The sequence below is a fragment of the Pseudomonas sp. SG-MS2 genome (assembly GCF_009933855.1).
Classification (GTDB): domain Bacteria; phylum Pseudomonadota; class Gammaproteobacteria; order Pseudomonadales; family Pseudomonadaceae; genus Aquipseudomonas; species Aquipseudomonas putida_E.
Window position 1 is genome coordinate 1 of the sequence record NZ_MOMO01000131.1, and the last position, 13056, is coordinate 13056.

Below are 13056 nucleotides of genomic sequence, written 5' to 3' on the forward strand. Positions count from 1 at the left end.
GAAATTCTGGGCGTCCTGCGAAGCCCGCATCATTGCACATCCTGCAGGGCAATCGCAGCAAGAAAAATTTCGATGAGCTGATCGAGGAGATCAAGTCTCCAACGGTTCCGGTGGCAGCTCCGCCGATGCCAGATGTGCTCAGCGATGACGCCGTCGCCGAGTGGGAGCGCTTGATCCCCGACCTCACCGCGTTGGGGTTGATTTCCACACTGGACCAGATGGCACTGGCGACCTACTGCCAGGCCTATGCCGATTGGCTGCGCTACCAGCGGTTGATCGCACAGCGCAACGCGAAATCGGTCGATGATCTTGGTGGTGATGTTCAGACCTTCAAGACCGGCGCGCAGCAAATGCACGTCCTGCGGCAGTTGGCTAATGACGCCGAGAAGCGCGCCAACGCTGCTGGTGCCCAGTTTGGCTTCTCGCCCATGGCCCGCCGAAATCTGAAGACGGCACCTGCGCCGCAAGGTGAGCTTTTCCCCAATGAACAACGAGACGCCGCAAACCGATACTTCAGTTGACGACCGCGTGACGGCATTCGCGCACGCTGTACTGGCCGGTGAGATCGTCGCAGGCCCCAATGTTCGCAACGCCTGCGCGCGCCACCTGCGCGATCAGGAGCATGGCCCGGCCCGGGGGCTGGTCTGGGATCAAGCTGCCGCCGATCGCGCCATCGGCTTTTTCGAAGACGTGCTGTGCCTCAACGGCGGTGACTATGAGGGGCTGCCGTTCTTCCTCGCGCCGTGGCAAGCGTTCGTCGTGGGCAGTCTGTTTGGCTGGATGACGGACGACGGCTACCGCCGCTTCCGCCTGGCCTACATCGAGACCGGAAAGGGGTCGGGGAAAAGCCCCCTGGTGGCCGGCATCGGCCTGTACGGCCTGGTGTCGGATGGCGAAAACCGGGCAGAGATTTACGCTGCCGCGACCAAGCGTGACCAGGCGATGATCCTGTTCCGAGACGCGGTCAGCATGGTCAACATGTCGCCACACATGGCCAGCCGAGTGGTGCAGTCAGGTCGCGACGAGAAGGTCTGGAACCTCTACTACCCGAACACCAAGTCGTTCTTCAAGCCGATCAGTGCGGACGAAGGCCAGTCCGGCCCGCGGCCGCACATCGGCTTGCTGGACGAGTTGCACGAACACAAGACGGCGACCACCGTAAACATGATGCGCGCCGGTACCAAAAACCGGCGCAAGGCCATGGTGGTGATGATCACCAACAGTGGCTCGGACAAGAAGACTGTCTGTGGTCAGTACCATGACTTGGGTGTGCGCATCTGTGCTGGCCAGGAAGATGACGACAGCTTCTTCGCGTTCATCTGCTCCTTGGATGAGGGCGACGATCCGTTCAAGGACGAGAGCTGCTGGGCGAAGGTCAACCCCTCGCTCGACTACGTTGCCGAGGGGCAGATCGACGGGATCCCCGGGCGCAAATATCTGCGTGAGCAGGTCCAATCGGCACGCGGTCTGCCAGCCCAGGAGTCGGTCGTGCGCCGGCTGAACTTCTGCGAATGGACCCAAGCCGAGTCGCCATGGATCTCCTGGGAGGTCTGGAGCCAGGCGGAAGAGCGCGTTCGCATGCGGCTGCTGCGGGACCGGCCGTGCGTTGGCGGCCTCGATCTGTCGAGTACCACCGACCTGACTTCGTTCGTGCTGTTGTTCTATCCCACGGTAGAGGATCCGCACTGGCGGTTGCTGCCGTACTTCTGGATCCCGGACCACGACCTGGCCGAGCGCGAGAAGCGCGACAAGGTGCCCTACACCGTCTGGATCAAAAACGGAGAATTGGAAACTACGCCTGGGCGGGCCATTAGCAAGCTGCATGTACTACGGCGGTTGCAGACCATTTGCGCCTATTTCGACGTGCGCAAAATCGCGTATGACCGCTGGCGGATCGAAGACCTGAAGCAGCTGATGATCGAGCACGATATTGAGTTGCCGGAGATGGTGCCGTTCGGTCAGGGCTTCAAGGACATGGGGCCAGCGGTGGACGAGTTCGAGCGCCGCTTGCTGGGACTGCCGCCTCAGCAAGAGCAGGGCGAGATCATTGACCTTAGTCCTGATGACTTTGAAGTGATCAGCGAGATCCCAGATGTCGAGACACTGCGTCATGACGGTAACCCGGTGATGACCTGGTGCGCCGGCAACGCGGTCATCGTCTGCGACCCGGCCAACAACCGCAAAGCCGATAAGGCCAAGGCCACCGGGCGCATCGACGGAATCGTCGCGGGGCTGATGGCGACCGGCATCAGTGGCACTGCCATCGAGGGCAGTGGCAAATCAATCTATGACGAAGGTGCGGGCATATGAAATCGTTGGAATTGTTGGCCTGGATCGCCGGGCTGCTGGGCTTCGGCCTGCTCGTCACTGGCGTGGCTCTGCTCAGCGTTCCGGCAGCGTTCATCGTTGCCGGGATTGGCCTACTCGCCTGGGCTTATCTGGCAGACCAAGCGGCCGCCGCTCCGGCGCCCGTGCATGATGGGGGTGGCTGATGTTCCTGAGTAAACAACGCGGATCGGCGCAGAGCGTCGTGTCCAGTCCGGACGGCAGCGTCTGGCGAAGCCTGATCGGCTCGGGGCGCAACAGCTCAGGTTCGAAAGTCACCCCCGAATCGGCGCTCGGCGTCCCCATCGTTCAGAACTGCGTCACCCTGTTGGCCGAGAGCATCGCTCAGCTGCCGCTGGAGCTGTACCACCGCAAGGGCAACGGCCAGCGAGATGCGGCGATCAACCATCCGCTGTATGACGTGCTGCGGTACCAGCCGAACGGTTTTCAGACACCGTACGAGCACCGCGAGGGCAGCCAGCTGGCCGCCGGCCTTCGCGGCAACAGCTACAGCTTCATCGAGCGCGGTGACGACGGCAACGTGACCGCCCTGTGGCCTATCCACAACGACAAGGTCACCGTCTACAAGGGCGGCGATATGCTGCCGTACTACCAGGTTGGCGCTTTTCCGGATCGCTTGCCCATGCGGCAGATCCACCACGTGCGCTGGCACTCGCACAACTATTATGAGGGGTTGTCGCCGATCATGCTGCACGCGGAGGCGGTGGGGCTTGCCCAGGCCGTGCGGCAGTACACCGGCAAATCGTTCGCCAATGGCGTGTCGGTGTCGGGCGTAATCGAACGCCCACGTGAGGCGCCGGCTATCAAGGATCAGGGCTCGATTGATCGGGTGCTTGATCAGTGGGGGAGCAAGTTCGGCGGCATGGACAACGCGAAGAAGGTTGCCATGTTGCAGGAGGGCATGACCTTCAAGCCGGTGTCCATGACCAACGTCGACGCCGAAATCATCGGCATCCTGAAGCTGTCCGGCGTTGACTGCGCGCGGATCTACAAGATCCCGCTGCCAATGGTCAACGACCTGGACAAGGCGAATTACAACACCATCGAGCAGCTGCTGATCCAGTTCGTGGTGTTCAGCCTGCTGCCCTGGGTCAAGCGTCATGAGCAGTCGATGATGCGCGACTTCCTGCTGCCCAAGGACCGGCGCGACTACTTCATCGAATTCAACCTTTCCGGGCTGATGCGTGGTGACCAGAAGAGCCGGTACGAGGCGTACGCCATCGGGCGGCAGTGGGGCTGGCTGTCGGTCAACGACATCCGTCGGTTGGAAAACATGCCGCCGGTTGCAGGTGGCGACATCTATCTGCAGCCGTTGAACATGATCGATGCGGGCAAAGGTATGCCCGACCTGAAAGATCCCAAGGTGCGGGCGCAGCTGGAGCTGCAACAGCACGAACTCGAAAGGATGCTTGCGCAATGAAACACTATCTCCGGGCATCCGGCCTGCTGTTCAACCAACCGTTGCTGGTGACCCCCGACATGCTCGACCTGGGCGTGCGCTGGGCGAATCAGGCAATGAACCTCAACATCATCAACCTGGCACCGGCCGGCGGTGCCAACCTTGGATTCTACGACGATGAGGCGCAGGACCTCGCCGAGCAGGAAAAAGAGAAAGAGCGCGCCTTGTTGGCGTCCACGGGGGTCCAGGTACTGCCGGTGCACGGTTTCCTGGTCAGTCGCGGCAGTCACATCAACGCCTGCGAAACCATGACCAGCTATGAAGGCCTGCGGCAATCACTGCGTCAGGCGATCGCGGATCCTCTGGTTGAGCGCGTGGTGTTGGATATCGACACGCCCGGTGGCTCGGCCGTCGGTGCATTCGAGTTGGCAGCGGACATCCGGGCAATGTCGCGGATCAAGCCCATCGCCGGAATCGTCAACTTCATGGCCTACAGCGGCGGCTACCTGATCGGGAGTGCCTGCAGTGAAGTGGTCGTGAGTCAGACCAGTGGGGTCGGATCCATCGGCGTAATTGCCAGCCACATGGACCGTTCCAGGCAAGAGGAAAGCATGGGCGTGAAGGTCACGACCGTGTATGCCGGTTCCCACAAGAACGACCTGAGCCCGCATGAGCCTCTGACTGAGCAGTCGATGAAGTTCCTGCAGGAGCTGGTGCAAGAGAGCTACCAGCTCTTCGTCAGTGCGGTGGCGGATTATCGCGGCCTCAGCGTCGAGGCCGTGCGGGCCACCGAGGCGGGTCTGTACCGTGGTCAGGCTGGCATCAATGCTGGCCTGGCGGACCGTTTGCAAAGCCCGCAGGACGCAGTCGATGACCTGGCGCGCGCGGTGGCGCAAGCCCGGGCACAGCGTCAGGGCAGCCGCATCGCCCTTCGAGCCGCGGCCCTCAACCTTCAAGCAAGACTCTGACCGCGTTCGCGGCAGTTACCTACACCCGCTTCGGCGGGTTTTTTTATGCCCAGGAGGCACCATGTCCCGTGTAACTCAATTGCGAAGCGAACGCGCTCAGCTCGTCGCCTCGATCCAGGTGCTGGCCAAGGTCGAGGCTGAGGGTGGTTCTCTCAGCGCCGAACAGCTGACTCAGTTCACCGAGCTGGAGGCCAAGGTCAACGATTTGACCGCCCAGATCAGCCGCGCCGAAGCTGCGGAGCGTATGGCCGCTGCGAGTGCGGTACCGGTCAGCGAGAGCGCGCAGGGCATCAACAGCCCACCCGTGCATATTTCCGGCCCGTTCAATGAAGCCACTAAGCCGGGCGTAGCCATGGCGCAGATGGTGCGCTTGTTGGTCCAGGCGCAAGGCAACCAGCAGGCGGCTGCCGAAATGGCGAAAACCGGTGGTTATGGTGCTGATGTGCATATGGCGCTGTCCACGGTTACTCCTAGCTCCGGTGGCGTGCTGGTGCCGGAGAATTTCAGTACCAGCGTGATCGAATCGCTGAGGCCAAAGTCGGTGATCCGCAATATGGGCGCAGTCAGCCTGCCCCTGAACAACGGCAACCTGACCATGCCGCGCGTTATCGGTAATACCCAGGTCAGCTACATCGGCACCGAGGAGGACATTTCGGTCACCGATATGGAGTTCGGCGACCTCAAGCTGTCCTCGAAAAAGGCTGCCGCCATCGTACCGATCTCCAATGACCTTCTGGCCTATGCCGGAGTCAACCCGCGCATCGATGGCCAGGTCAGCAATGACCTGGCGGTGAGCATGGGGCTTTCCGAAGACCTGCACTTTATTCGTAGTGCGGGCGGCGGCTCGCTGCCGAAGGGCCTCCGTTATTGGGCGCCGGCCGGCAACGTGTTGCCTGCGCCGGCAGGTGCCACGCTGGCGATCGTTGATCTGTATCTCGGCGGCATGATGCTGCGCCTGGAGACCGCCAACGTCGATCTGACGGCCTGCGGCTGGATCATGGCGCCGCGCACCCTGCGCTGGCTCCAGTCGCTGCGTGACGGCAACGGTAACAAGGCCTACCCGGAAATCGATCTGGGCTTGCTCAAGGGCTACAAGGTGGCGTTGACCACCCAGATCCCGACCAACCTGGGAGCCGGCGGTAATGAGTCGGAGATCTACTTCGTCAACTTCGCCGACTGCTACATCGGTGAGGACACCAACCTGGCCATCGCGATCAGCACCGAGGCCTCCTACAAGGATGCCGGCGGCAACACCGTTAGCGCGTTCCAGCGTGACCAGACCTTGATCCGCGTGATCAGCAAACACGACTTTGGCCCTCGCCATGTCGAGTCCGTGTCCGTGGGTACCGGCATCACCTGGGGTGCTGGCATGTAAGACCGCCTCAGCCCTGCCTTCATGGCAGGGCTGTTCTCAACACGTTGATCGAGGTTTTGTCATGAGCGAAAAAGTCATTGTGAAGTTCACCAAGCCCTGGCGGGGTTACTCGCCCGGGGAGATCGCCGGATTTGAGGAAGATGCTGCCGGTGCCCTGGTTGCTGGTGGCGTGGCATCGCGCTATTCGCCTGCGTCTTCTGCTGCGCCGGTGACCAGCCCATTGGTCGCTGGGCGTGCAAAAAGCGCTGGCAGGAAGGCTGGTGGCCAATCCGGAGCTTCGAAACCTCCAGTAGCAGGGGCCCAGTCTCCCGACGAAGAGCCGACCTCGGTGGAGGGTACGCAGCCCCTCAGCCCGGCCGGTGTGGGAGGTGGTGCTGACCCTCATGCGGGCGCCGACGTGGTGCCCGAGAACGTCGGCGGTAGCGACCCTGACCAGGGCAATGGTAATGGCGACGAAAGCGACACGCCCCCTGGCGTCGTCGATGAAGATGATGACGATGGGAAGCCGTAACCATGGCGCGGCGCATCGCTTACATCGGCGAGCCGGTGTTGACAGTGGAACAGGTAGCCTTCCAGTGCCGGCTTGATCCAGAGGACGTTGTGCTGGAACTGATTGAGGGCGTGATCATCCCTGGGGTGACCGGCCAGGCTGAGTCGCGAACCGGCGCTGCCATCCGGCAAGCCGAGTACGAAGAAGAGTGGCCCTGTCATTACGCCTCGGGCCATGCGCTCGATGTCGGGCAGGCCACCGCCATCGTCTCGATCGGTCGTATCCTGCCGGATGGCAGCGCCGAGCCGCTCACGGTCGCGCACAGCCTGCGCAATCGAGGCAAGGAAAGCTTTCTGTATTTCCCCGACGGGCGTCCGGCAGGCGAGCTGCTAATCCGCTACCAGGCTGGCATCGATCTCGATGCCTATCCTGCTGTGCGCTCCTGGTTGCTGATGCAGGCAGGTACGGCGCATGAATTCCGGGAGACGCTGGTGAGCGGGACCATCCTCGCCGAGTTGCCGGACACGATGCTGGACGCGCTGCTGGCGGAAATCACTGTCCCACCGAGGTTCTGACATGCAGGCAGGACGATTGCGTAACCGCTGCACCTTGATGACTTCGAGCCGCGAGCGCAACACGTCGGGTGGCTTTGACGTGACCTGGATTGAGGCTGGTCGGTTGTGGGCAGACATCACAACGCCGACCGGTCAAACCAGAGCGGTGGCTGAGCAGCTCGCTGCGGTGGTCTCCGCTGAAATCCGCGTTCGACCAAAGGCTGAAATTGTCGAAGGTTGCCGCCTGGTGCGCGGAAATGTCACCTATTTGATTGAAGCTGTGCTTCCGGACAACAAGCACTCCATGCTGCGGCTGTTGTGCTCCAGCGTTCCCAATCCCTGAGAGGTAAATCATGAAAGTACGAGCCTTGGCCAGTCTCTCTGGCCCGATGGGCCGCAAGGTGCTGGGCGATGAGTTTCTCGTCTCCGCTGACCAGGGGCGCGAGCTTGTGGCGCGCGGTCTGGCGCAGGAAGTGCCAGCGGCAGCTGATCTGGCGGATGCCGCTGATCCCGTCGAGATCCCCACGAAGCCGCGGAAGTCCTGATCGTGGCCGCCCGCCGATCTCGCTTGCTGGGCGACTTCAAGTTGCGGCGCACTCTGCGCAACATCCACCAGACGATCGACAACGAACTTAAGGTCGAGATGCAGAAGGTGGCTAATGAGATCCTGGCCACCATGCGGGGCCTGGTGCCCAAGGATACCGGCGCCGCAGCTGCAGCGCTGACCGCTTTCGTGTCCAAGAGCGGCCTGGATGCCGAGATTGGTCTGCGCGGCAAGCGCAACAATAAGCGGTTCTTCTACCTGCGCTTTGCTGAGTACGGCACCAAGGGCTACAGCGGTGTCATCTATCGGCGCGCAGATAGCAATGCCATTGACGGCCATACCAACAACCGCGACAAGATGGCCATGAAAGGGCGGCGCAATGCCCTGCGTGCCAGGGAAACGAAGAACAAGTCGGACGGCAGCACGTTCTTCGGCAAGTATCCCGACATCCCGGCGCGGCCGGCGCATCCTTGGCTTCGGCCTGCGCTGGACGTTAACCGGGAGGCGGTGATGCTGCACCTGCAGGCCGCAGTGGCGCGCACGCTCAAGCGAGCCAGCGAGGGGGCAGGTAATGGCTGATCCTTCTCTGACGTTGCAGGAGGCGCTGTACGCGCGGCTGACAGCCGAGGTGTCCTGCCCGGTTTTCGACGGCGCCCCGCTCAACACCCCGATGCCCTATGTCTCGATCGATAACGAGGTGGTGGTCAACAGCGACATTCTGGCCCGCCGCCGCGATACCCGGCTGTTCTACCTAAGCGTCTGGTCGAGGGTGACCGGTCAGCATGAGGTCAAGCGCATCATGGCTGAAATCGATGCGGCGCTTCACCAGCGTCCGCTGCCCATCGCGACTGGGCGTGTTATCGCGGTGCGTGTTGACCGCAAGCAGAGCAATCGCGAACCGGACGGCGTGACGTACCAGGGCGCCGTGACCCTTCGCATCATCACCGAACACTAAATCCCCACTGAATCGCCGCGTTGCGGCTCTTTCACCTGTCCTCAGGAGGACTGCTTATGTCTGTCAATACCGGCGCCGAGACGCGGATCTACATTGGGCCTCGCCTCACCGCAGATCTGCCAGTGGATCGCGCTGCAGCCATTACCCAGCTTTCGGGTCTGATCTATACCGAAGTCGGCGAAGTGGAAAGCATCGGCGACTACGGCGACACCATCAACGATTTGACCTTCGCCAGCCTGGCCAGCGGCCGTGCACGCCACCTCAAAGGTCTGGCAGATGCTGGCTCGACCGAACTGGTAATCGGCTTCGATGCGGGTGACGCCGGCCAGCTCAAGCTGGTCGAAGCCTTCCTGGATCGTTCGCGCTATGACTACCCGTTCAAGGTGGTCTACGTCGACGGCGAGACCGATTACTTCGCGGCGAAGGTAATGAGCAACAAGAAGTCCGGCATCACGGTCGAGGGCATTCTCAAACGCAACGTCACCCTCGGCATCAACTCCGAAATTTACGAAGACACCACTCCGTAATCGCCAGGCCTTCGTGCATTCAGGCGTGCGGCAGCATCGACCGCACGCCCTCATTTCATTTTCAGGGAAACACCTTCATGTCCAAGACTACTCACGGCATTACTCTCGTCACTGTCGGCGAAGAAACTTTCGAGCTGAAGCCGACCCTCAAGGCCGTTCGCAACATCGAGAGCCGCTTCGGCGGCATCGGTCCTGCCATCGGCGAACTGGGCCAACTCAGAACCAGCGCTATCGCCTCCGTGCTGCTGATTGGCTCCGGTCAGGATTTCAAGCCGAAGGACGTTGTGGCGCTGGAGGAGAAAATTTTCGAAGCCGGAATCCGCGAGGTGAACCCGCAGGTGGTCGCCTACGTGAGCAACCTCCTCAATCCAGGCGGCAAATCGAAGGCTGAGCTGGACGCAGAAGCCGAGTCGGGAAACGAGTAAGCCGACCAGGCAACGGCAGCTATGTCGATGAGCTGTACGAGCTGGCCACCGGCTGGCTCGGCTGGTCGCCCCGTGATGCATGGGAGACACCCATAATCGAAATCCTCATAGCCTGGGAGGCCAAGGTGAAGTTCCTGCGGGCGAGCAACCCATTCGGCAGCGGCGAGCCGGCCAAGCCGGACAAGACCGTTGCCGCCAAGGAACTCCGCATGGGCCTGCGTGTTGCAGCGATGGGGCGATCGAAAGAAAAGTGATGTGAAACGACCCGCTTCGGCGGGTTTTTGCGTTTAAGGGGGGCATATGGCCGACGGCGACATTCAGGGCATGCTGGTTCGGATCGAGGCCACTACGGCCCAACTCCGCCAGGAGATGGCGCGGGGCGAGTCCTCCGTCGCCAATGCTGCGGGAAAGATCGATGGCAGCCTGGGGCGGATCGACAGCGCGTTCGACCGGACTGAGCAGAACGCGACTGCCCTGCAGCAGGCCATCAGCAGCGCATTTACAGGGATTGGTGCGGCCTCTGCCGCTGCGGTGGCCGGCCTGGTGGCGATCACCAGCCGGACCACCGAGTACGCCCAGGAGGTGAAGAACCTCGCGGCCTTGTCGAACACGTCGGTGGATGACTTCCAGCGCCTGGCCGCCGGCGCCAAGACCGTCGGCATCGAGCAGGAAAAGCTGTCCGATATCTACAAGGACATGAACGACCGCGTCGGCGAGTTTCTGGCGCGCGGCGGTGGCGAGATGGCCGATTTCTTCAAGGAGATCGCGCCGCAGGTCGGTGTCACCGCCGAGATGTTCGCCAAGCTCTCCGGTCCCCAGGCGCTGCAGCTGTACTACAGCTCGCTCGAAAAGGCCGGGCTGAGTCAGCAGCAAATGACCACCTACATGGAGTCCGTGGCCGACGAAGCGACGGCGCTGATTCCGCTGCTGAAGGACAACGGCACCGGTTTCAGAACCTTCGGGGATCAGGCCGAGAGGGCTGGCCGAATTCTGAGCCAGCTTGAGATCGACCGGTTGGTCGAGGTGCGCCAGTCCATCGTCAACCTGCAGGGCGCTTTCGACGGCGCCTCTCGCCAGTTGGTGTCGGGCATGCTGCCGGGCATGGAGGGGCTGGCCGATCTGTTCGACCGTCTCTCGGGCGGCGGTGCTGCTGAAGCGCTGGGCCAGGCGATTGGCTTTCTTGCCGAGAACGTCAATATTCTGGTCGCGGCGGTCGGCGCCAAAGCCGCCTCCAGTTTCTTGGCCTACTCGCAGCAGGTGGTGGCCAGCACGAAAGCAACGCTGGCTGAGGCCATGGGCGCCAAAGCGGCAGCGGCGGCAAAGCAGGAACAGGCCATCGCCTCTGCATCATTGGCTGCAGCCCTGGCTGGAGAGACCTCTGCTGCAGTTGCTGCTGCTCGTGCCGATGAAGCGCAAGCAGTGGCTAGGGTTCGGAGCATCCAGTCGGCCCGAGAGCAGATTGCTTACAGTGCTGCGCTTGCGGTGGGTACCAAGGAGGAAGCCCATTACGCCAATGTCTTGGCTGCAACTGAGCTTGAGTTGGCGGCGGCGAAGAAAGCGGCAGCTCAATCCAGCGCTCAGCTGGGTGCCGCCCTGAATGCTGAATCGGCGGCGCTGGTAAAAGACACGGCTGCAACCCAAGCAGCTGCGACAGCCAAAAAAGAGTATGCAGCGGTATCGTCACTGGCAGCGCGTGCCGGCAGCGGCCTCCTTGGGCTGCTGGGCGGGCCAGCGGGTATAGCTTCGTTGGCGCTCGGCGCCGGCATCGCGTTCCTGACGATGCGCGACAGTACTGACAAGACGACCCAGTCGATTCTGGACATGCAGCAACCGCTTGACCAGGTCGCTGAGAAGTTCAAGCAGCTGACCCGCGATCAGCAAGCTGCCGAGCAGGTGGCGAAAAGCAAGGAGCAGGCCGAGGCCATTCGTGAGCAGGCGGCAGCCTATGAGGAGTTCCTGAAGCTGCTCCGGCAGCAGTTCGGTTCGGACTTGTTTTTACGGTTGAAGGCTGACATTGATGCGGCCTACGAGTCGGGTGTTCCGCTCGTAGATGTCATCGCAGACCTGCAGACCCGTTTCCGCATCCCTAAGGATGTCTCCGACTCTTGGGTGGAGCAGGCCGGCAAAGTCAGTACGGCTGCCGAAAAGACGGCCTTCCTGACGCAGGTACTCAATACCCTGACTGGTGCGCTCCAGCAGAACACGGTCGCAACCCACGAGAACAACGCCGCCAAGGGCGGCATGTCGGCCACCGAAGAAACCTACCTGCAAGCCCTGCAGAAACGCAGTGCCGCCTTGGAGGATGGCAACAGCGAGACGAAGAAGGCTACCCGCTGGCTGAGCGAGCAGAAGAACGTCACCGAGGAAGGTCGCAAGGCCATCCTGGCTGAGGCTGAGGCCGCGGATAAACAGCGTGAGGCCAAAGAGGCGGCGACCAAGGCCGCTCAAGCTGCTACGGGCGCTGGCAAGCAGGCTGCTTCCGAGGCCAAGAACCAGGCCAAGGCGCTGGCCGACCTGCAGGCTCAGGCCGAGATCGCGGTCCGCAGTGCCCAGGGCCTGGCGGCTGCGTATCTGGACGGCGCCGACAAGTCGCGCGAGTTCGGCATCCAGCAGAAGGTGGAGGAAGCGCTGCTTAAGGCCGGTGCCGGGGCGCGCAAGGAAGTCGAGGCTGCGATCCGTGGCCAGGCAGGCGCCGAGGATCAGCTCGCTGCTGCAAAGTCTGCCTACGACCTGGGCAAAGAGACCGAGGACATCCTCGCCCAGGCGACCGCCACGCTACAAGGCACGGCTGCGCTGGAGGCGTACAACGTCCAGAAGGCGATGCAGGTTGCCCTGGCCGGGAAGAACGTCGCTGTCGGCACCCAGGAGTATGAGCAACTGCTGGCCGCGACCAAGGCCCAGCAGGAGGCCGTGAAGATTGCCAAGCAGGCGTCGGATGCTGGCGGCATCATGGATCGTCTGTATCCCGAGAAGAAGCTGCTGCGCGAATACACCGAGGCGCAAGCGGCCTTGAACCAGGCCATGCAGCTGGCTCCGGACAAGGCTGCCGAGTACCAGGATGCCCTGCGTCTGCTGGGCCTTGAATACGAGCAAAACAAGAACGCGGCGACCGCCTGGGGCAAGTTCACCGAGGGCGCGGTGGACCGTGTCGACGAAGCTTTCGCTGGCGCCTGGAAGAACATCGGCGACGGCTTCGGCAGCTTTGCCACCAGTCTGAAGGATGGCTTCAAGCAGCTGCTAGCCGAACTGGCACACATGGCCATCACCCGCCCGATCGTCATGCAGATCGGTGCGGCGCTGGGTGTTGGCGGACTGTCCGCGCAATCTGGCGGGCTATTCGGCGGCGGTGGTGGCAGCGGTGGCCTGGGCCTGTTTGATATGGCTTCCAAGGCCTACGGCGTGGCCACCTCCGGCTTTGGCAGTGCTGTCTCTGCTGGCTGGAGTGCTGGTGAAGGCTTCCTGGGCGGCATGCA

At 62.2% G+C, this 13056-nt stretch carries 16 protein-coding genes; all 16 read left to right on the forward strand.

Going from position 1 to position 13056, the window contains the following annotated elements:
* Positions 1-521, forward strand: a 521-nt coding sequence (locus BLX42_RS11275; protein ID WP_161871778.1) for a phage terminase small subunit P27 family, incomplete at its 5' end; no start/stop codon positions are given.
* Positions 484-2310: a terminase large subunit gene (locus BLX42_RS11280; protein WP_161871779.1), complete on the forward strand. Its 1827-nt coding sequence runs from the start codon at positions 484-486 to the stop codon at positions 2308-2310. The genes BLX42_RS11275 and BLX42_RS11280, both read left to right, overlap by 38 nt.
* Complete coding sequence (locus BLX42_RS11285) at positions 2307-2492, forward strand: hypothetical protein (protein ID WP_161871780.1); 186 nt, start codon at positions 2307-2309, stop codon at positions 2490-2492. Before BLX42_RS11280 ends, BLX42_RS11285 begins: the two co-directional genes overlap by 4 nt.
* On the forward strand, positions 2492-3766 hold the full coding sequence (locus tag BLX42_RS11290; RefSeq protein WP_161871781.1) for a phage portal protein: 1275 nt from the start codon (positions 2492-2494) through the stop codon (positions 3764-3766). Before BLX42_RS11285 ends, BLX42_RS11290 begins: the two co-directional genes overlap by 1 nt.
* Positions 3763-4713 carry a S49 family peptidase gene (locus BLX42_RS11295; RefSeq protein WP_161871782.1) on the forward strand — a complete coding sequence of 317 codons (951 nt, stop codon included), beginning with the start codon at positions 3763-3765 and terminating at the stop codon, positions 4711-4713. The genes BLX42_RS11290 and BLX42_RS11295 overlap by 4 nt, the downstream gene beginning before the upstream one ends.
* A gap of 61 nt (positions 4714-4774) precedes the next feature.
* Positions 4775-6088, forward strand: a complete 1314-nt coding sequence (locus BLX42_RS11300; protein WP_161871783.1) for a phage major capsid protein — start codon at positions 4775-4777, stop codon at positions 6086-6088.
* A gap of 61 nt (positions 6089-6149) precedes the next feature.
* Positions 6150-6599, forward strand: a complete 450-nt coding sequence (locus BLX42_RS11305) for a hypothetical protein (protein ID WP_161871784.1) — start codon at positions 6150-6152, stop codon at positions 6597-6599.
* A 2-nt stretch (positions 6600-6601) separates the two neighbouring features.
* Complete coding sequence (locus tag BLX42_RS11310) at positions 6602-7153, forward strand: hypothetical protein (RefSeq protein ID WP_161871785.1); 552 nt, start codon at positions 6602-6604, stop codon at positions 7151-7153.
* 1 nt (position 7154) lies between these two features.
* Positions 7155-7475: a phage head closure protein gene (locus tag BLX42_RS11315; RefSeq protein WP_161871786.1), complete on the forward strand. Its 321-nt coding sequence runs from the start codon at positions 7155-7157 to the stop codon at positions 7473-7475.
* 10 nt (positions 7476-7485) lie between these two features.
* On the forward strand, positions 7486-7677 hold the full coding sequence (locus BLX42_RS26540) for a hypothetical protein (protein ID WP_168216553.1): 192 nt from the start codon (positions 7486-7488) through the stop codon (positions 7675-7677).
* Positions 7678-7700: 23 nt separating this feature from the next.
* Complete coding sequence (locus BLX42_RS11320) at positions 7701-8255, forward strand: HK97-gp10 family putative phage morphogenesis protein (protein ID WP_256671966.1); 555 nt, start codon at positions 7701-7703, stop codon at positions 8253-8255.
* On the forward strand, positions 8248-8631 hold the full coding sequence (locus BLX42_RS11325; protein ID WP_161871788.1) for a DUF3168 domain-containing protein: 384 nt from the start codon (positions 8248-8250) through the stop codon (positions 8629-8631). Before BLX42_RS11320 ends, BLX42_RS11325 begins: the two co-directional genes overlap by 8 nt.
* A gap of 56 nt (positions 8632-8687) precedes the next feature.
* Positions 8688-9158, forward strand: coding sequence for a phage tail tube protein (locus BLX42_RS11330; RefSeq protein WP_161871789.1), 471 nt, complete (start codon positions 8688-8690; stop codon positions 9156-9158).
* 77 nt (positions 9159-9235) lie between these two features.
* The gene (locus BLX42_RS11335) at positions 9236-9583 is read left to right on the forward strand and encodes a hypothetical protein (protein WP_161871790.1); all 348 of its coding nucleotides are present in this window, start codon (positions 9236-9238) and stop codon (positions 9581-9583) included.
* A gap of 125 nt (positions 9584-9708) precedes the next feature.
* Positions 9709-9837, forward strand: coding sequence for a hypothetical protein (locus BLX42_RS26865; protein WP_256671967.1), 129 nt, complete (start codon positions 9709-9711; stop codon positions 9835-9837).
* Positions 9838-9883: 46 nt separating this feature from the next.
* On the forward strand, positions 9884-13056 hold a 3173-nt coding region (locus tag BLX42_RS11340), incomplete at its 3' end, for a hypothetical protein (protein ID WP_161871791.1).

Excerpts from the sequence above, each read along its gene's own strand:
- BLX42_RS11335 (WP_161871790.1), top strand. The coding sequence starts at position 9,236 with ATGTCCAAGACTACTCACGGCATTACTCTCGTCACTGTCGGCGAAGAA.
- BLX42_RS11285 (WP_161871780.1), top strand. The coding sequence starts at position 2,307 with ATGAAATCGTTGGAATTGTTGGCCTGGATCGCCGGGCTGCTGGGCTTC.
- BLX42_RS11290 (WP_161871781.1), top strand. The coding sequence starts at position 2,492 with ATGTTCCTGAGTAAACAACGCGGATCGGCGCAGAGCGTCGTGTCCAGT.
- BLX42_RS11305 (WP_161871784.1), top strand. The coding sequence starts at position 6,150 with ATGAGCGAAAAAGTCATTGTGAAGTTCACCAAGCCCTGGCGGGGTTAC.
- BLX42_RS11295 (WP_161871782.1), top strand. The coding sequence starts at position 3,763 with ATGAAACACTATCTCCGGGCATCCGGCCTGCTGTTCAACCAACCGTTG.
- BLX42_RS11310 (WP_161871785.1), top strand. The coding sequence starts at position 6,602 with ATGGCGCGGCGCATCGCTTACATCGGCGAGCCGGTGTTGACAGTGGAA.
- BLX42_RS11330 (WP_161871789.1), top strand. The coding sequence starts at position 8,688 with ATGTCTGTCAATACCGGCGCCGAGACGCGGATCTACATTGGGCCTCGC.
- BLX42_RS11315 (WP_161871786.1), top strand. The coding sequence starts at position 7,155 with ATGCAGGCAGGACGATTGCGTAACCGCTGCACCTTGATGACTTCGAGC.
- BLX42_RS26540 (WP_168216553.1), top strand. The coding sequence starts at position 7,486 with ATGAAAGTACGAGCCTTGGCCAGTCTCTCTGGCCCGATGGGCCGCAAG.
- BLX42_RS11325 (WP_161871788.1), top strand. The coding sequence starts at position 8,248 with ATGGCTGATCCTTCTCTGACGTTGCAGGAGGCGCTGTACGCGCGGCTG.
- BLX42_RS11300 (WP_161871783.1), top strand. The coding sequence starts at position 4,775 with ATGTCCCGTGTAACTCAATTGCGAAGCGAACGCGCTCAGCTCGTCGCC.
- BLX42_RS11280 (WP_161871779.1), top strand. The coding sequence starts at position 484 with ATGAACAACGAGACGCCGCAAACCGATACTTCAGTTGACGACCGCGTG.